This is a genomic window from Robinsoniella sp. KNHs210 (assembly GCF_000686105.1).
In the GTDB taxonomy this organism is placed as follows: domain Bacteria; phylum Bacillota; class Clostridia; order Lachnospirales; family Lachnospiraceae; genus Robinsoniella; species Robinsoniella peoriensis.
In genome coordinates this window covers 3,743,962-3,760,690 of sequence record NZ_JMLZ01000002.1, presented here as the reverse complement: position 1 = coordinate 3,760,690, position 16,729 = coordinate 3,743,962, and the positions used below count along the sequence as shown (strand labels likewise).

Annotated in this window: 19 protein-coding genes and 1 pseudogene; 8 read left to right on the top strand and 12 right to left on the bottom strand. The window is 39.5% G+C overall.

The features are described from left to right. Positions 1 to 48: 48 nt before the first annotated feature. From CD03_RS0122895 to trxB, 3 genes are all read right to left on the bottom strand, one after another. Positions 49 to 258: a hypothetical protein gene (locus tag CD03_RS0122895; protein ID WP_197041690.1), complete on the bottom strand. Its 210-nt coding sequence runs from the start codon at positions 256 to 258 to the stop codon at positions 49 to 51. Positions 259 to 864: 606 nt separating this feature from the next. Continuing rightward, entirely contained in the window at positions 865 to 2,424 is a 1,560-nt protein-coding gene (locus tag CD03_RS36390) for a C40 family peptidase (protein ID WP_027295620.1), read from the bottom strand. A gap of 163 nt (positions 2,425 to 2,587) precedes the next feature. Next, complete coding sequence (trxB, locus tag CD03_RS0122885; protein WP_027295619.1) at positions 2,588 to 3,508, bottom strand: thioredoxin-disulfide reductase; 921 nt, start codon at positions 3,506 to 3,508, stop codon at positions 2,588 to 2,590. A gap of 299 nt (positions 3,509 to 3,807) precedes the next feature. Here trxB and CD03_RS0122880 point away from each other — a divergent pair, with 299 nt between their 5' ends. From CD03_RS0122880 to CD03_RS0122865, 4 genes are all read left to right on the top strand, one after another. Then, positions 3,808 to 4,197: a Fur family transcriptional regulator gene (locus CD03_RS0122880; RefSeq protein WP_027295618.1), complete on the top strand. Its 390-nt coding sequence runs from the start codon at positions 3,808 to 3,810 to the stop codon at positions 4,195 to 4,197. Positions 4,198 to 4,360: 163 nt separating this feature from the next. Beyond that, positions 4,361 to 4,903: an NADH peroxidase gene (locus tag CD03_RS0122875; RefSeq protein WP_027295617.1), complete on the top strand. Its 543-nt coding sequence runs from the start codon at positions 4,361 to 4,363 to the stop codon at positions 4,901 to 4,903. Positions 4,904 to 5,141: 238 nt separating this feature from the next. Further along, positions 5,142 to 5,498, top strand: a complete 357-nt coding sequence (locus CD03_RS0122870) for a hypothetical protein (protein ID WP_027295616.1) — start codon at positions 5,142 to 5,144, stop codon at positions 5,496 to 5,498. 176 nt (positions 5,499 to 5,674) lie between these two features. Then, positions 5,675 to 6,217 carry an NADH peroxidase gene (locus CD03_RS0122865; protein ID WP_027295615.1) on the top strand — a complete coding sequence of 181 codons (543 nt, stop codon included), beginning with the start codon at positions 5,675 to 5,677 and terminating at the stop codon, positions 6,215 to 6,217. A gap of 122 nt (positions 6,218 to 6,339) precedes the next feature. Here the strand turns inward: CD03_RS0122865 and CD03_RS0122860 are convergent, their stop codons facing one another. After that, a complete protein-coding gene (locus CD03_RS0122860) occupies positions 6,340 to 7,017 on the bottom strand; it encodes a histidine phosphatase family protein (RefSeq protein WP_027295614.1) in 678 nt (225 codons plus the stop codon). Positions 7,018 to 7,622: 605 nt separating this feature from the next. Between CD03_RS0122860 and CD03_RS0122855 the strand changes: the two genes are divergently transcribed. After that, a complete protein-coding gene (locus tag CD03_RS0122855) occupies positions 7,623 to 8,165 on the top strand; it encodes an NADH peroxidase (protein ID WP_027295613.1) in 543 nt (180 codons plus the stop codon). Here CD03_RS0122855 and CD03_RS0122850 read toward each other — a convergent pair. From CD03_RS0122850 to CD03_RS34490, 5 genes are all read right to left on the bottom strand, one after another. Beyond that, positions 8,134 to 8,352 (bottom strand): hypothetical protein, encoded by a 219-nt coding sequence (locus tag CD03_RS0122850; protein ID WP_027295612.1) that lies wholly within the window; start codon positions 8,350 to 8,352, stop codon positions 8,134 to 8,136. The genes CD03_RS0122855 and CD03_RS0122850 overlap by 32 nt on opposite strands. Beyond that, the gene (locus tag CD03_RS0122845) at positions 8,352 to 8,951 is read right to left on the bottom strand and encodes an ECF transporter S component (protein WP_027295611.1); all 600 of its coding nucleotides are present in this window, start codon (positions 8,949 to 8,951) and stop codon (positions 8,352 to 8,354) included. The genes CD03_RS0122850 and CD03_RS0122845 overlap by 1 nt, the downstream gene beginning before the upstream one ends. A 106-nt stretch (positions 8,952 to 9,057) precedes the next feature. Then, positions 9,058 to 10,653 (bottom strand): DEAD/DEAH box helicase, encoded by a 1,596-nt coding sequence (locus tag CD03_RS0122840; RefSeq protein WP_027295610.1) that lies wholly within the window; start codon positions 10,651 to 10,653, stop codon positions 9,058 to 9,060. A 298-nt stretch (positions 10,654 to 10,951) separates the two neighbouring features. Then, positions 10,952 to 12,124, bottom strand: a complete 1,173-nt coding sequence (locus CD03_RS0122835) for a toxic anion resistance protein (protein ID WP_027295609.1) — start codon at positions 12,122 to 12,124, stop codon at positions 10,952 to 10,954. A 109-nt stretch (positions 12,125 to 12,233) separates the two neighbouring features. Next, a complete protein-coding gene (locus CD03_RS34490) occupies positions 12,234 to 13,583 on the bottom strand; it encodes a 5-bromo-4-chloroindolyl phosphate hydrolysis family protein (RefSeq protein ID WP_044289610.1) in 1,350 nt (449 codons plus the stop codon). A gap of 310 nt (positions 13,584 to 13,893) precedes the next feature. Between CD03_RS34490 and trhA the strand changes: the two genes are divergently transcribed. Continuing rightward, positions 13,894 to 14,586 (top strand): PAQR family membrane homeostasis protein TrhA, encoded by a 693-nt coding sequence (gene trhA / locus CD03_RS0122820; RefSeq protein ID WP_044289609.1) that lies wholly within the window; start codon positions 13,894 to 13,896, stop codon positions 14,584 to 14,586. Next, on the top strand, positions 14,538 to 14,705 hold the full coding sequence (locus CD03_RS40115) for a DUF6783 domain-containing protein (RefSeq protein ID WP_442969745.1): 168 nt from the start codon (positions 14,538 to 14,540) through the stop codon (positions 14,703 to 14,705). Before trhA ends, CD03_RS40115 begins: the two co-directional genes overlap by 49 nt. On the opposite strand, the pseudogene CD03_RS40110 reads toward CD03_RS40115, so the two are convergent. Then, positions 14,661 to 14,762: pseudogene (locus CD03_RS40110) on the bottom strand (DUF6783 domain-containing protein); the annotation flags it as partial. The gene CD03_RS40115 and the pseudogene CD03_RS40110 overlap by 45 nt on opposite strands. Here CD03_RS40110 and CD03_RS39605 point away from each other — a divergent pair. Further along, positions 14,736 to 14,810: a hypothetical protein gene (locus tag CD03_RS39605; RefSeq protein ID WP_334291699.1), complete on the top strand. Its 75-nt coding sequence runs from the start codon at positions 14,736 to 14,738 to the stop codon at positions 14,808 to 14,810. The pseudogene CD03_RS40110 and the gene CD03_RS39605 sit on opposite strands and share 27 nt — an antisense overlap. A gap of 342 nt (positions 14,811 to 15,152) precedes the next feature. Here the strand turns inward: CD03_RS39605 and CD03_RS34485 are convergent, their stop codons facing one another. Both CD03_RS34485 and CD03_RS0122810 read right to left on the bottom strand, forming a co-directional pair. Further along, positions 15,153 to 15,425: a GIY-YIG nuclease family protein gene (locus CD03_RS34485; RefSeq protein ID WP_044290266.1), complete on the bottom strand. Its 273-nt coding sequence runs from the start codon at positions 15,423 to 15,425 to the stop codon at positions 15,153 to 15,155. A 381-nt stretch (positions 15,426 to 15,806) separates the two neighbouring features. Next, positions 15,807 to 16,670 carry a M23 family metallopeptidase gene (locus tag CD03_RS0122810; RefSeq protein ID WP_027295607.1) on the bottom strand — a complete coding sequence of 288 codons (864 nt, stop codon included), beginning with the start codon at positions 16,668 to 16,670 and terminating at the stop codon, positions 15,807 to 15,809. Between the last annotated feature and the right edge of the window lie 59 nt (positions 16,671 to 16,729).

Here is a 16,729-nt window from a genome sequence, read left to right as displayed (position 1 = left end):
TATTTCATCCAAAGAAACGCTATTCCATTTCTCTACACTTTAATCGCCTCATATGCCCTCATTTTGAGTATTGGTGATGACTTTTATGCCTTGCTCATAAATTGCCTTAGAACAGGCAATCAGAGCGATATAAATCATAATATGCCAGCGGTATTTACCTGCATTCTGCATTTCATCCAGCTTAACTATTTTACTTCTTAAATCGTCTATTTCCTGAATCCCCCCACCTTCTAAGCAACCTATTCTTATACATCTCAACACATCTTGTTTCCTCTCTTAAACTCCGTCCCATATACTCCTTTACCCAGATACCCGCCCTCCATAATAATTAATACACAATTATCCATATTATCTGAAAATGGCAATCATCTTCATTTTTTCAAAACCATATTAAGACGATAAAAAAGTCAATACCCAATCAGCTCTTTTTCCACATAAAAATACGAATTATCACATTTTACAAAACATTTGTTCCTAAAAAATACTATGTAAACCTGTGAAAATTCGATCTTTTATGTGGATAATGTGCATAACTTAGTGTATAACTCCATTTTGCCACTATTTCCGACATTTTCGATGTGGATAACTCGACACAGTTATACACACGGATTTTACACTTCTCACCAAGTTTCGACAAAATTTGTGCATCTTGTATAACCTTTGAATTGTGAGGAATTTTTTGAATTGTATTAAATTTTTTCCCTTGCCATATTGTAGCAAATATTAAATCATTCCACTCTCCCCTCGTCTGCTCTCAGGAATATGCTCAAGGCAAACCGGTTTTATCTTATAAAACAAATCCATGAATAAACAGCCGCATATCAAAAAAACCTCCACTCTTTCGAGTGAAGGTCCTAATTCAAATTAATCTAAGTAACTTCTTGCACTGCATGGCTGTCTGTAACCCATATCAGATACGATAATTCCTGTTGTAGAACTGCTGGCATGAACTACCTGATTGTTACCAATGTACATAGATACATGTCCAATTCCACCATCGCCATTGTAGAATAACAGGTCGCCTGGCTGAATACTTCCAAGATCTACTGCTCTGCCGCTGCCTGCCTGAGAAGCTGCAACTCGAGGAATACTGATACCGAAGTTCGCCAGAACAGACTGTGTAAATCCTGAACAGTCAGCTCCGTTTGTTAAGCTTGTACCGCCCCATACATATGGATTTCCAACGAACTGTAATGCGAAACTTACAACGCTTTGTCTAAGCCCAGATGCGTTTGAAGACTGTCCTGCATCCGGTGTCTCTGTAGATCCGCCTGTTGTATCACCAAACTGCTGTTCCTGATTATCTGCTGTATTTCCACCAGACTGACTTCCGTCTGTCTGAGGCTGCTGCTGTTGCTGCTGTGCTGCTGCATCCGCTGCTGCCTGTGCATCTGCTGCCGCTTTTGCCTGTGCATCCGCCTGTGCCTGTGCATCTGCTGCTGCCTGTGCTGCCGCCTCTGCCTGTGCCTGTGCGTTTGCTGCTGCCTGCTCTGCTGCCGCCTGATCAGCTGCTTCCTGAGCTTTCGCTGCTGCATCCGCTGCTTCCTGCTCTGCTGCTGCCTGCTGTGCTGCTAATGCATCTGCTGCGGACTGTGCGTCTGCTGCTTCCTGCGCTGCCTGATTTGCTGCTGCCTGTTCCTGAGAATCTAAGTACTCTAACCAGGCTTTATCTTTTTCTGCCTGTTCAGCTGCTGCCTGTGCTGCTGCTGCTTCGTCAGCTTTTCTTGCTTCTTCTACTGCCGCCAGATAAGCCGCTTCTTCTGCTGCTATTCTCGCTTCTTCTTCTTCCTTTGATTCTGCTTCCACAAATTTTGTATCGCACTCTACATAGTCTTTTGCTACATATCCTACAACATCAGAATCTACCGAAACTTTTACCCAGTCACCCAGATCTTCTTCTACCTGAAGTTTTTCTGCATCACCAACAAGTGTAACAACATCAGAATCTGTATTTGGATCCTGGCGTACCATTAATGTTGTTGTGTTAACAGTAGCAACTTCTTCCCCTACCTCTTTGGCAAGTTCTTCTGCTTTTGCTCCTGTTGCAAAAAAATCTTTGCTTACATATCCTGTTACAGAGCCTGATTTAATTAAATACCAGTCACCTTCCTGACCGAGAATTTCAGCTGCTGAATTATTATAAAGTTTACCAAGTACTTTTCCATCTTCCGTACTCGCTGCATCTCTGATGTTAACATATGCATCATCATTTACCTGCGCAATAGCAAGTCCATCATATTTACTTGGCTCGGCTGGGGTAGTATTCTCAGTTGACTGGCCTGCATCTTTATTTTCTTCAACTTTAGCCTGTAATCCTGCTAAAGGTACATCTGCACCAGCAGCCATTGTTAATATCCCAGTACTTCCAAAAGTTATAGATGCTGCCATTAGACAGGCTGCAATCTTCATCATCCTTTTCTTCATTACTTATCCTCGACCTCCAATATATCTTATCTTTCAATTATTATTTATTACGAAATTATTAAAATTATTACATTGCTATCATAACAAATATTACATGATTTGTCAATGCCGATAATATATTTTTTAAATCTGTAATAATATAATGGAAGGCCAGATGCTCTGTTTATGCGTATATAAGGTAGTTTTGTACGGAAGTTACGGCATTTGCACCATCCGCTGCTGCTGTAATAATTTGACGTAACATTTTTGTACGAATATCTCCTGCTGCAAAAATTCCTTTCTTATTTGTAACACAATCTTCATTAGCTACAATATATCCATGCTCATCTGTTTCCACGATATTCTGAAACACCTCAGAATTAGGCAGAATTCCTACTGCTATAAACACACCATCCACAGCAACTCTCTCTTCTTTTTCATTTTTAATATTAGTTACTGTTACAGACTCTACATTTTCTTCTCCGTTAATGCTGTTAACAACAGAGTCCCAAATGACTTCTACATTACCACATGCAAACAACTTCTCCTGCAAAATCTTTGCTGCACGCAGCTCATCCCTTCTATGAATAAGGAATACTTTCTCACATACTCTTGCCAGAAAAATTGCATCCTCTACGGCAACATCACCGCCGCCTACAACGGCAACTGTTTTGTTTTTAAAAAAAGCACCATCACAGGTAGCACAATAGGATACCCCCATGCCAGCCAGTTCTTCTTCTCCCGGAACTCCTAATTTACGGTGTCTTGCCCCAGCAGCTAAAATAACCGTTTTTCCAATGAATTCACCCTGATCCGTAACAACTTTCCGATCCGTTTCTTCTATTATAATGTCACTTACTTCTGCAGTAACAAATTCTGCTCCCAAAGCGTCTGCGTGCTCTCTGAACTTTGTGGCCATATCAAAGCCATTGATCCCTGGCAGGCCCGGATAATTATCAACTTCATAAGTATTGATTACCTGACCGCCGCTTACATAATTTTTTTCAATAATAAGACATTCTAATTTTGCTCTTTCTGCATAAATTGCCGCAGCCAGCCCTGCCGGTCCGGAGCCGATTATAATTGTATCAAATTTTTTTTCCATTGTTTGCTACTCCTTATTTTGTATTTACAGTATTTACCTTAATATTAGTATTATACCGCAGTTCTGTAAAATATGTCACCCTTTACTTATTTTCACTTAAACGGTCTCTTTTTATCCCATACAAAAATCAAATAATACCGGTTCACTCTCCTTCTGATTCATTTATACTCAAATCAGTAAAAAACAAGGCAAATCAGGCATAATTTGATATAAACTGATCAATAAAACATTTGACAAATGTTAAATAATCATATACAATAAAATCAGTAACCGTTATCATTATTATAAGGAGGTGAATCATGGCTACTCTAAAATACAGTAAACAACGGGAATCTATTATAGAGTTCTTAGCAACCAGAAAAGACCACCCCACTGCCGACACTGTATATATGAACATCAGGGAGCAATTTCCAAAGATCAGTCTGGGAACAGTTTATCGTAACCTTGCCCTGTTATCCGATTTGGGAGAAATCACAAAAATTGTAACAGGAGACGGCGCAGACCGCTTTGACTATAATACAAACCCACACAATCATTTTGTCTGCACGAAATGCCACAGTGTGCTCGATTTAGAAATGGATAATATTGATGAAATCGTCAATGTCGCACAAAAGGATTTTTCAGGTAAAATAGACGGCTATATTACACATTTTATGGGAGTTTGTCCGGATTGCATCAAAAAATCATAATTTCACAAAAAAAGCTTGACTTCATGTAAGAGTTATGATAAATTAATATCAGTAATCGTTACTGATTTCTAAAATTCAAAATACAAACTAATTATTCATCGATCCGGTATTCTACTGCCGGGTCGGTACAAAAAATATTTATATAAGATAAGGAGATTGAAAAATGGCTAAATTTGTATGTAATGTATGTGGTTATGTTCATGAAGGAGATTCTGCACCGGAAGTCTGTCCAATCTGTAAAGCACCTGCTAGTAAGTTTACAAAACAGGAAGAAGGCATGAGCTGGGCTGCTGAACATGTTGTTGGTATCGCACAGGGCGTTTCTGAAGACATCTTAGCAGACTTAAGAGCAAACTTTGAAGGAGAATGTTCTGAAGTTGGTATGTACCTGGCTATGTCCAGAGTTGCTCACAGAGAGGGCTATCCTGAAATCGGTTTATACTGGGAAAAAGCTGCTTATGAAGAAGCAGAGCATGCTGCAAAATTCGCTGAATTACTTGGTGAAGTTGTAACTGACAGCACAAAGAAAAACCTGGAAATGAGAGTTGCTGCTGAAAACGGCGCTACAGCAGGTAAATTTGATCTTGCAAAACGTGCTAAAGCTGCTGATCTGGATGCAATTCATGACACTGTTCATGAAATGGCAAAAGACGAAGCTCGTCACGGTAAAGCTTTCAAAGGTTTATTAGAAAGATATTTCGGTTAATCACGATAACATTTCACTATACTCTAAATATAAAAGTATGTATTCTTGTTACTAAGGATACATACTTTTTTTATTTTTTGAGCTTTTTTGACACACAATATTTGAAGTCAGCTCATGTTTCATAAAATTTACATTATTATCATTAATTTTTTATAATAACAGATGACAATTCCCGCAAAATAATGCATAATATTGGTAAGCGCTAAAACATATCTATTTTAAAAGGAGAAAACAACCTATGAAAGTACTGTACAAAAATATGGATCAATTATTAAGTGTCATGGATGTTAACAAAGCAGAATATCTTATGGATGAAGAAATTTTAGAGTTTTGTGGACCGGAAGAAGATTTTGGAATAAAAATATCCCTTCCATTGGCTGAAAAAATCATTTCTGCCCTTTATCAGGACGATAAAGCAGATGTGACTCAATTTACATATTGCGAAATTGATTCATTTTACGAGGATGATGACGAGGACGAAGATGATGATGATTTTGATGAGGACGACGACGAAGATTTTATAGATGAAATTCTGGATTCTATGGAGCAGAATAAAATTCCGGGGTCCCGCAGAATTACTTTTCCAAGAAAATAATTCTATCGAAATACCATAACCACTATTAAGATAATCACAGTCACAATAATTTGAAATTTTTTCCAAATACCTATTGACAAATGACCTGTTAAGGAGTATATTGATATCAGTAACAATTACTAATATTAAATAAGGGTTATAAGAAAACCCCATAAAATAAAAAGGAGATTGATAAAATGGCTAAATTTGTATGTAATGTATGTGGTTATGTTCATGAAGGAGATTCTGCACCGGAGGTATGTCCAATCTGTAAGGCACCTGCAAGCAAATTCACAAAACAGGAAGAAGGCATGAGCTGGGCTGCTGAACATGTTGTTGGTATTGCAAAAGGTGTTTCTGAAGACATCTTGGCAGACTTAAGAGCAAACTTTGAAGGAGAATGTTCAGAAGTTGGTATGTACCTGGCTATGTCCAGAGTTGCTCACAGAGAAGGCTATCCTGAAATCGGTTTATACTGGGAAAAAGCTGCTCATGAAGAAGCAGAGCACGCTGCAAAATTTGCAGAATTACTTGGTGAAGTCTTAACCGACAGTACAAAGAAAAACCTGGAAATGAGAGTTGCTGCTGAAAACGGCGCTACAGCAGGTAAATTTGATCTTGCAAAACGTGCAAAAGCAGCTGATCTGGATGCTATCCATGACACTGTACATGAAATGGCCAGAGATGAAGCTCGCCACGGTAAAGCATTTAAAGGTTTATTAGAGAGATACTTCGGCTAATATTCCCTTGTGTTAAGATTAATAGCATCAACTGGCAGGCATGCCCTATTGGTGAAGTAATAAAAGCCATTGAAACTTTCTTTGAAGGAGGTTTCAATGGCTTTTTGCTGCTCTTCCAAGAGTTAGGTAGTACTGCCTGTATAACTAGTACTATTGATATCCTCTACACAAAAATTTCCGTCTTGATATATTATTTTTGTTATACTGGCATTTTCTACTTTGGCTACTTCAGAAATACGATGTCTTGCGTAAAGATATACTATCGTTTTTATTATAAACGCATGTGTAACAATTAACACTTGCCCACCACCAGTAGCAGATACTTTTTCTGCTATATCTTTAAAAATAGAACTAATTCTGTTTTCAATTGTTCCAAATGGTTCTGCAAAACCTATAGTGTCAGTTTTTACGATAATTTCAGAAATCTGCGGTAAGTAGTCAGTAAGGTGCTCAAACCCAATATCAGGCGGCAGCCCATTCAGGATCGTATCCATAAACCAGTTATTAGATTCCCCCTCCAAACTTCCAAATCCCCACTCCCTTAGACGTTTGTCATGATTAAACTGTGGCTGAATATGTTCATTCTGGTTAAGGATTAGCGTGGCTGTTTCACATGCACGTCCGCTATCGCTCGTATAGACAGACTCAAATTTAATTTTTTTCATAGCATTCCCAAGAAGGTTTGCGGTTTGAATGCCTTGCTGGGTTAGTGGAGTATCTGACCAGCCCTGCACTTTATCAAGAAGGTTAAACAAAGTTTGCCCATGTCTGGTCACGTAAAATATTACTTTTCCGTTCAATATATTACCAGCCTTTCATCTTTCATATTTTATGACGCCATTAGCATTAAGCTGCTTGATCTTATCACTGCAGCCGGTTTCTTCATTCTACTACAGTATATTTATGGTTATAGTGCCTACATCCAGTTAAGTCTGTGATCTGGTAAGTTCACCATGCTGAGATGAGAAAACCAACCAGCTTTGTAGCAGTAAACGGAATCTCGGAAAGAAGAGAGTGGGAAACTTGCAGGGAGTCTCTATTTTAAGTAATGACTCATAAGATTGTTTGGAATATTAATCCGTTTATAAACAGTTCGCTGTAGTTCTAGTATACCAAAAATATTGACCAAAATACACTCTAAACTTATTGATTCCTATTTCACTAGTAAATACCGTTACGCTGTTACATATTCCCGTTTGTTGGATGGCGTATTTAATGTGAATTCAAACCTCTTGTATCACGAATAAGATTTATCGGATGAAAAATAATTTTAAAAATATAGAATAACCTGTTGACAAATTCTATCATTTGTAGTATATTAATATCAGTAACAATTACTATTATTAATAACAAAAGGAATTTTATTTCCTAAACTAAATATAAAGATGAAAAGGAGATTTTAAAAATGGCTAAATTTGTATGTAATGTTTGTGGTTATGTTCATGAAGGAGATTCTGCACCGGAGATATGTCCTATCTGTAAAGCGCCGGCAAGTAAATTCACAAAACAGGAAGGCGATATGAGCTGGGCTGCAGAACATGTTGTTGGAATTGCAAAAGGTGTTTCTGAAGATATTTTAGCAGATTTAAGAGCAAACTTTGAAGGAGAATGTTCTGAAGTTGGTATGTATCTGGCAATGTCCAGGGTTGCTCACAGAGAAGGCTATCCTGAAATTGGATTATACTGGGAAAAGGCTGCTTATGAAGAAGCTGAACATGCTTCCAAGTTCGCAGAACTTCTTGGTGAAGTTGTAACTGACAGCACAAAGAAAAATCTGGAAATGAGAGTAGCGGCAGAAAATGGAGCTACTGCAGGTAAGTTTGATCTTGCAAAACGTGCAAAAGCTGCGGATTTGGATGCTATTCATGATACTGTACATGAAATGGCAAAAGACGAAGCCCGCCACGGTAAAGCTTTCAAAGGTTTATTAGAAAGATATTTTGGTTAATTAATCCTTCTCCTAAAGAAGCAGGCATCCCGATGTGGATACCTGCTTCTTTTCTATTCTTTAAAATAATGCCTTTAAACATTATACCCTTAAGTATTATACCCTTAAGTATTATACCCTTAAGTATTATACCTTTAAGCATTATACCCTTAAGCATTATACCCTTAAGCATTATTCCTTTAAGCATTAAACCTTTGCTGGTTGAACTAGCAATCCCGCTTTACCCAGTGCCGGACGTAAAGCGCTATATAACACTGCTACCAATATAGTGGATACAACTGCATTTACAAATGTAGTCGCCGTACTCCATTTTGCCAAAACGGATGCCATTTCCTGAGGCTGTCCCAGTATGATCTGTTTGTAGAAGTATCCGGCCAGCGGGTCAAAGATTACATTAAATCCTAATCCGCATACGGAAGCGATAGTGCTCCACTTTAAAATATATTTTTTATTACTGGTTTCTCCAATTTTTGCTATACGGTGTGCCACAAGGCCTACAATCAGCCCAATACAGAGTTTTAAAACAAATGTCTTGGGAGCTCCTACAATATATATAGGATCCATCAGATCCGCAATCGTCATGCCTACAGCTCCTGCAAGGCCACCGTATCCTCCGCCTAACAGCAATGCCGCCAGTACACAAAAAGCATTTCCAATATGAATGGACGTTGCATCGCCTCCCGGCATCGGTATTTTAATTTGGAAAAAAGTAAATGATACGAAGCACAGTGCCGCTAACAGCGCTGTCTGTGCCAGCTTCATAATAGTTTGATTTTTATGCTGCATGATATTCCCTCTCCTCATTTTGAATTTGGGAATATCATAGCACTATACTGGTTATGTTAAAACAGCCAGTTTCATATTTTTTATCCATGCCAGTTTACATATCAGTTTATTTTTGATTTGCCGGCTCCACATTTACCATTTTGCCTTTAATCTTTGCATGATCCATTGCACTCAATACCTCTTTTGCACGGTCTGTAGGTACTTCTACAAAAGTATACTTATCGTACATGTCGATACTGCCAACTAATTTACCCGGCATACCTGATTCCCCGGCAATCGCACCAAGAATATCCCCAGGGCGAACACCCTGTTTTTTACCGATATTAATGAAAAGACGTACCATGCCTTCTTCTGCACCAGTATTGCCAAAGTCCATACCCATACTTTTTTCTTCTTCCATGGCTTCTTCATTTCCCATGGAAATCTTCAGAAATGCAGCTGCAATATCCATTGCTGTATAATCTTCTTCATTCAGATGGTTTTCCAGCATATCGATCATATCTCTTAAATCTTCATTAGCAATAATCTGATTTACATTTTCCAGTATTTTTTCTACTTTTATAGCTGTTACGTCATCCAGTGACGGAATCGGCTGTGCATAGATCTTTGTTTTACAATATCTCTGAATGTCTTTCAGCTTATATACTTCTTTACCTACAACAAATGAGAAAGCTTTTCCGACTCTTCCTGCACGGCCTGTTCTGCCGATACGGTGTACATAGAATTCATCATCCTGAGGGATATCATAATTAAATACTGCCTCTACGTCATCTACATCGATTCCTCTGGCTGCAACATCTGTTGCGATCAGAATCTCTGTTTTTCCGTTACGGAAGCCGTTCATGACACGATCACGCTGAGACTGTTTCAGATCTCCGTGAAGACCCTCTGCAAAATATCCTCTTCCCTGCAGTGCCGTTGTAAGCTCATCTACTTTTCTTTTTGTATTACAGAATACAAGGGAACGCTTTGGATTATACATATCCAGAAGTCTGGACAATACTTCTTCCTTGCTTTTCTGTTTTACTTCATAATAATATTGATCTATATTTTTAACGGTAAGTTCTTTTTTTACTACCTTAACCAGTTCCGCATCTTTTTTCTGGTATTGGTTGGTGATATCCATAATCGGTTTTGGCATTGTTGCAGAGAAAAGAACGGTCTGTCTTTCATCCGGTATTTCTTTTAATACGGTCTCGATATCTTCTCTGAATCCCATATTTAACATTTCATCTGCTTCATCCAGGACAATGGTATGCACCTGATCAAATTTAATCGTTTTCCTTCTCATATGGTCCATTACTCGCCCAGGAGTACCTATGATCAGTTGTACGCCGCTTTTCAGGGAACGTATCTGTTTCACAATATCCTGTCCGCCATAAACCGGAAGTACTTTAATCCCATGCATGAATTTTGACAATTTACGTATTTCTTCCGCCACCTGAATTGCCAATTCTCTTGTAGGGCATAAGATAATTCCCTGAAGTTTCTTGCTCTTCGGGTCAATCTTTTCCAGAAGTGGTATTCCAAATGCTGCTGTCTTTCCAGTTCCTGTCTGTGCCTGGCCTATCGCATCTTTTCCTGCCATAAGTACCGGAATTGCTTTTGCCTGGATCGGACTCGCTGCTTCGAACCCCATTTCTGTTACTGCCTTTAGTATCTGGTCACTAAGACCAAGTTCATCAAATCTAACTGTTTCCATGTATTAATGTTTCCTTTCTATTTGCCTGTTCCTCAGGCTGCCTTTATATCTGCACTTCCCACACGTCGCTTCGTGCCATGAAATCGCATAAAAAAGCCCTGTAACATGACTCTTATGTACAGGGCTTTAACCTCAATATTTTACATTGTTGCTATACTGACACGATATTACGAACCTTATCGTACCATAGTTTCGGTTCCCTTGTCAAGGGTGGAACCATATTTATCCCATTGTATATCACAAGATTTGTTGAGATACTGCCCAAATAAGGAGTGTAAAAGCGGTTTTCTTCTACGATTTAACCCTGAAGCTGCAAGAGCTTGCCCTTGAGTTCCCCTTCTAATCTCTGCATTTCGGCTTCTGCTTCCATACGTTTCTGGTGTCCTTCTGACTGGATACGCATTACTTCGTCCAAAGTAGATATCAGAGACTCATTGGTGGTCTTCAATGTCTCAATATCTACAATGCCGCGTTCTGACTCTTTCGCCGTTTCCACAGTAGCCATCTTGAGTGTCTGTGCATTTTTCTTCAGCAGTTCATTGGTCATGTCTGTGACTTCTCTCTGTGCCTTTGCCGCATCTGCTGAATGTGCAACGCCTAAAGCCAGTACCATCTGGCTCTTCCACAGTGGTATTGTATTTACGATCGTTGACTGTATTTTCTCTACCATCAGAGTATCATTGCCCTGAACAAGACGGATCTGGGGAGCTGTCTGGAGAGAAATCATCCTGGTTAATTCCAGATCATGCAGTTTCTTCTCAAAACGGTTACACAGTGAATCCAGATCTTTGGCTGCCTGAGCATCTTCCGGAAGTCCGGAATTATTTGCTTTTTGTACCAATGCGGGAAGGTCCTCTGCACGGATCTTGGCCAGTTTCTTCTTGCCTGCCAGAATATACATGGATAATTCTTTAAAATAAGACTGATTAAGTCCATACATCTTGTCCAGTACTGCAATATCTTTTAACAGCTGTACCTGATGACTTTCCAGTGCCTCACAGATACGGTTGATATTCACTTCTGCTTTATCATATTTTGCTTTCATTGCCGTAATCTTATTACTGCTTTTCTTGAAAAATCCAAGAAATCCCTTTTCCTGTTCTTCCACTTCAAAGCTTTTTAACTCGGTTACAACTCCGGAAAGCATCTCACCTACTTCACCAAGATCTTTTGTCTTAACATTGTCAAGCGCTGCTTCAGAGAAATCAGCCATTTTCTTCTGTGCTCCCGCACCGTACTGCAAAATAGCATTAGAATCTGTCAGATTAATCTGTTCCGCAAAGCTGTTAACCATCTTTCTCTCATCTGCTGAAAGCATGCTCTCGTCAAATTCCGGTTTTTTCGGCTCTTCAACCACTGTTCCTACTGTCTGTGCCGCCTGAAGCTGAGTATCATTTTTTTCTGATTGAAATGGATCCAGCGTTAAAGTAGGTGCCGGTGCCGATGCAAAGTCTTTGAATTCATCACTCATATCTTAATCCTCTTTTCATGTAAAATTTAGCATTTGATTTCGTATCCGCGTAAGCTTCAAACACTCCCTGGAGAATTGCCGGGTTCTTGTGCATGGCAGCTCACTTGTATTAAAATTTTAATTTGATTTCATCATTTTTTTCCGGATCCAGTTCTTTCTTTGCGGTACTCTCCATGGCTTTCTTAAAATCCTGTCCGGTCAGACCTTCCTGTGCAAACATTGTCTGGAGCACGGATATATCGGAAGAGATGTCCCAGGAAGTATCCTGGAAGAATCCATCTAAAAGCTTTTCAAATGCCATATTAATTGTATCCAGCGTATCTTCTATTTCCCGCTTGGAAGTCATAATATTTTCGCCCTGTACCGGCTGTCTCTCTAACTCTTCATACGCATCTAACAGCTTAACGGTAGTCGGCAGATAATACTCCATGAATTTACGCAGATCCGGGATATGCTCCGGATGCTGCTCCACACGCTCGAATATTTTACTTGTAATTACTTCCAGTCTGGAAATCTTTTCAGATACCTCTATACCCGGAATTGCATCATTGCTCTTTTTTATTTTATCCAGATAACTCTGACCCTCTTCTACTACTTTTTTCACATCTTCCGGTACAGAACCATCTTCCATTTTTGCTTTCTGTTCTTTTTTGATTGTCTCAGCATTCTGAATTCTGCTCCGCTCTTCCCGCTGGCGGATTTCCATCTGATGCTGTGCCTCTAAATATTGGTTATAGATCTGATCTGTAATCATGAGGCAGCTCTCCTGGGCATCAATATGTCCCTGGCAGAACATGTTTTTACGGATCATTTCCCTCAGATCCTTTACTGTGTAATTCAATGGTTTTCCAACAGCGTCTGCAAGTTCTTTAATAGAACAGTATTCTCTGCCCCGCAGCTGGCGCACATAGAGCTTAAACCGCTTTAATCTGCCGAGAATCTTACTCCCCCGCCATGCCATAATAATGCTGGCAATCAGGAATGGAAAAATTACGCCGATTGCTATTGCCGCCCCGCCTTCTATGCCTCCGGTAAGCATACTTACCAAAGCCACAATAAAGGTCGCAAGTCCAAGGCTTCCGGCAAAAATATACCCTACAATAGTCAGGGAATAGCCCGCCCCTTTCATCCCGCTGTTCCGGGAAATCAACTCATTTTTAACTCCTTTTTGCGGTACATCCCGAAATGAATTCTTATTTCTTTCCCGGTTCCTGTTCTTCCTGGAATCCCAGGGATTTTGCGGCTCTGAATAAGGATGTCCAAAATTTCCGATGTTTCCCATATTGCCGCGGTTGAACCTCTGATTTGCCTGATTCAGACTCTGATTCACATTATCTATCGCACTGTTTACTGAATTTCTAATTGAATCGTTCAATTGCCTAAAATTCTGCGAATCAATCGCAGACTGCACTGTATTCTTTATTTGGTCGCCCAGATTCGACCAGTCCTGGTTACCCATGATATCCTCCTGCCTTATCAATAAAAACATTATTTTTCCTGATTTGCTTAAGATAAATTATAAATGATAATCCATAAAAAAACAATCTATTTCCTCTATAAGTACTTGATTTTAGAAGCATAGCAGATATTTTTGACATATATATTAGAAAATCCTTAATTTTTTAAGAATTTTACCAAAACAGGGTTGCTTTTTTCTTTTTATGGGTATAATATAGTGATAACACAACATAGTTTTCATTACTACATGTCGTAATATCATTTCCAGAAATTAGTATATTGATGGCATATAATCTTGAGGAGGTATTATTATGAATCAAACAGCAACCATAACCCAGAGAAAATTCCGGTTAAAAGATCCCGGAAGTGCTATCACCCATTTTATTGGTATGGTAATGGCAATTTTTGCTGCTATGCCACTGTTAATTAAGACTGCGGTCATGCAGCCGGACCGGACACATATCGTATCATTATCTATATTTATTATCAGTATGATTATGCTGTATGCAGCCAGTGCCACATATCATTCCCTGGATCTGACTACCCGTACTAACCGCATACTGCGAAAACTGGATCACTGTATGATTTTTGTACTAATCGCAGGTACTTATACACCAATTTGCATGATAGTTTTAAACGGTCCCACAGGCAACCTTTTATGTACCATCGTATGGGGAATTGCGATTGTGGGGATTATCATTAAAATGTGCTGGATTACCTGTCCGAAATGGTTTTCATCTATACTCTATATCGGTATGGGATGGGTATGTGTTCTGGCATTTACCCAGATTGTTAAAACGCTTCCGGCGGCAGGCTTTGGATGGCTGCTGGCTGGCGGGATTATCTATACGGCAGGCGGAATCATATACGCTCTTAAACTCCCGATTTTTGATTCGAAACACAAAAACTTCGGATCACATGAAATCTTCCACCTCTTTGTTATGGGCGGAAGCATCTGTCATTTTATTCTCATGTACGTTTACGTTGCAGGAATGGCAATTTAACTGACTATACAGCCGGCTGCTCTAGAGCGTGTTTTAAAATTGCTTTCTGGCAGCTGTGCGTCACAGTTTGTGGGAGATTTGTCCCGGATGAAGGGCGCGTAGCGGGCTACGTAACCTGAATTCGGGGCAAATATGCCGCAAAGTGGGGCGTGCAGATGGCAGGAATGAATTTTCAAACACGCTCTAGAGCGAACGGATTCTTGAATTTGGGTTTCGCTGATTAAGACGCTTTGTAAATGATAGGTAGTGTACAGAAAGATGGGAGTTTGTTCCTTTTTCTGGTTACAGAATGAAAAACAAATTCCGTTCTTAAGATCAGCTGCTTTACGCCAATCGCGTCCGGCATGCCACAACCCCGGGGTCCTATCATGCTGAGAATACCAGCTTTGTATCAACGAATGCTATCTCGGAAAGAGAAGGGGGCGGACCAGGACATTGGTTCGTCCCCTTCTCTTTCCGTACACTACCTACATCTACAAAGCGTCTTTAATCAGCTAAACCCAAATTTAAGATGAAAATTGTTCGCTATAGTACTAGTATCTTCCGTGGCAGCCATTTTTTTGCGTTTACAGCAGATTCTCCAATTGCTCCCGGTATGAAAATCCTTCCATGAGTTTCAGCTTGTCCTTTTTCGGGAGTTTTTTAATCTCATATTCTCTTTTCATTGCCTCCTGTCTCGTTGCAAATATCTCACAATAAGCAAGTACTACCGGCCGCCTTCCTTTCGTGTACTTGGCACCTTTTCCACTGTTATGATCATCAATCCGTTTCTCCAGATTGTTTGTCCAACCGGTATAGTAGGTGTCATCACTGCACTTTAATATATACGTATAATTCATTTTACCTTCATCCTTCATTGTCTATGTAAAGCGCACATACAAGAACCTCATACATGCGCTTATTATAAAAAGCAATCGACGAAAAAGTACTTCACCCATATCAAATACGACAGTTTGCATTTGGAAATTGTAACGCCAAGTAAGAAAGATTCGATTGCGTATCCGCAGGTGTAACTTTATTCGGTACAGTGGAGTTCTTATCCGCTGTACTAATATAGTATACTCTCTTCTTCGGAAAGTGTGCAAGGTTTTTGAATGGGTGGGAAAAGGCCTTAAATCTTCTTCTTCCGATTAATCATGACGTGAACGTCACTTCTCCTGCCGGAAAGAATGAAAATTTAAGACCTTTATTTATCTTCTTGTTTATGATTACAATTGACTTTACTCCAGGTACAGGAATGGATCTACAGGTGCACCATCTTTTTTCATCTCAAAGAAAAGGTTGCTTCCTTCTTCGCAATAATATTTTGTAGGTTCGCTTACATAACCTATGATGGATCCTGTTTCTACAACATCGCCTACTGCTACCGGAACTTCTTTTAACTGTCCATATACCAATTCGTAGTTGTTTCCAATATTCATGGTGATAGTTGTTCCTGTTTCGTCATTTACGTCGATGGATTCTACAATGCCTTTTGCTGCTGCCAGAACTTGTCCGTTTACTTCACTCCCGATAATAAGTGCCGGATTATATTTGTAAACATTTAATGTTTTGAAGTATACGGTAGAGTCCATACTGTAGTCGATTAATACAGTTCCTGCTACCGGCCATGTCAATGTGCTGTTATCTCCAAAATCAACGGTTGGTTCTATTTTCGCCTGGATATTTGTTGAGTTTGCATCTACGCTGTCTTCTGACTCTTTTGCTGTTTTTGCATCAGCACTTGTTTTTGCTTCGTTATCTGCCAGATATGCCGGGTCTACGTCCATATCATTTGCTAATGTAGGTTTAGAAGCGTCTGATTCTGTCTGATTTTTGGTGTCGCCGGATGTGGCATTCTTATTTCCGTTTTCTTTTGTGTTGTTCTCTGATTGTGATGTTTTATCTGTTGTGATTGGGTCCGATGGTTCCGGATCTTTTGGTTCTTCATTCAGGTCTACCAGATTCTGCTCTTCTTCTTTTGCATTTTGTGACAATTCCATAGTATAATAGGAAGCTGCTGCTACTCCTCCCACCAGACACAGACTCAATGCCACAATGGTTCCTTTTTTCTTAAAAAACTTTACAACATCTTTTTTCTGCATATTCTTCACCTCGTACTATTGATCAATTATGTTCAACAATAGCATTGCCAGTTTATGAA

Bases quoted from the DNA above. Each gene is read 5' to 3' on its own strand.
- CD03_RS0122880 (WP_027295618.1), top strand. From the start codon at position 3,808: ATGGCTACTCTAAAATACAGTAAACAACGGGAATCTATTATAGAGTTC.
- CD03_RS0122840 (WP_027295610.1), bottom strand. From the start codon at position 10,653: ATGGAAACAGTTAGATTTGATGAACTTGGTCTTAGTGACCAGATACTA.
- CD03_RS0122845 (WP_027295611.1), bottom strand. From the start codon at position 8,951: ATGCAGCATAAAAATCAAACTATTATGAAGCTGGCACAGACAGCGCTG.
- CD03_RS34485 (WP_044290266.1), bottom strand. From the start codon at position 15,425: ATGAATTATACGTATATATTAAAGTGCAGTGATGACACCTACTATACC.
- CD03_RS36390 (WP_027295620.1), bottom strand. From the start codon at position 2,424: ATGAAGAAAAGGATGATGAAGATTGCAGCCTGTCTAATGGCAGCATCT.
- trxB (WP_027295619.1), bottom strand. From the start codon at position 3,508: ATGGAAAAAAAATTTGATACAATTATAATCGGCTCCGGACCGGCAGGG.
- CD03_RS34490 (WP_044289610.1), bottom strand. From the start codon at position 13,583: ATGGGTAACCAGGACTGGTCGAATCTGGGCGACCAAATAAAGAATACA.
- CD03_RS0122875 (WP_027295617.1), top strand. From the start codon at position 4,361: ATGGCTAAATTTGTATGTAATGTATGTGGTTATGTTCATGAAGGAGAT.
- CD03_RS0122835 (WP_027295609.1), bottom strand. From the start codon at position 12,124: ATGAGTGATGAATTCAAAGACTTTGCATCGGCACCGGCACCTACTTTA.
- CD03_RS0122810 (WP_027295607.1), bottom strand. From the start codon at position 16,670: ATGCAGAAAAAAGATGTTGTAAAGTTTTTTAAGAAAAAAGGAACCATT.
- CD03_RS0122865 (WP_027295615.1), top strand. From the start codon at position 5,675: ATGGCTAAATTTGTATGTAATGTATGTGGTTATGTTCATGAAGGAGAT.
- CD03_RS0122850 (WP_027295612.1), bottom strand. From the start codon at position 8,352: ATGCTTAAAGGAATAATGCTTAAGGGTATAATGCTTAAGGGTATAATG.
- CD03_RS0122870 (WP_027295616.1), top strand. From the start codon at position 5,142: ATGAAAGTACTGTACAAAAATATGGATCAATTATTAAGTGTCATGGAT.
- trhA (WP_044289609.1), top strand. From the start codon at position 13,894: ATGAATCAAACAGCAACCATAACCCAGAGAAAATTCCGGTTAAAAGAT.
- CD03_RS0122855 (WP_027295613.1), top strand. From the start codon at position 7,623: ATGGCTAAATTTGTATGTAATGTTTGTGGTTATGTTCATGAAGGAGAT.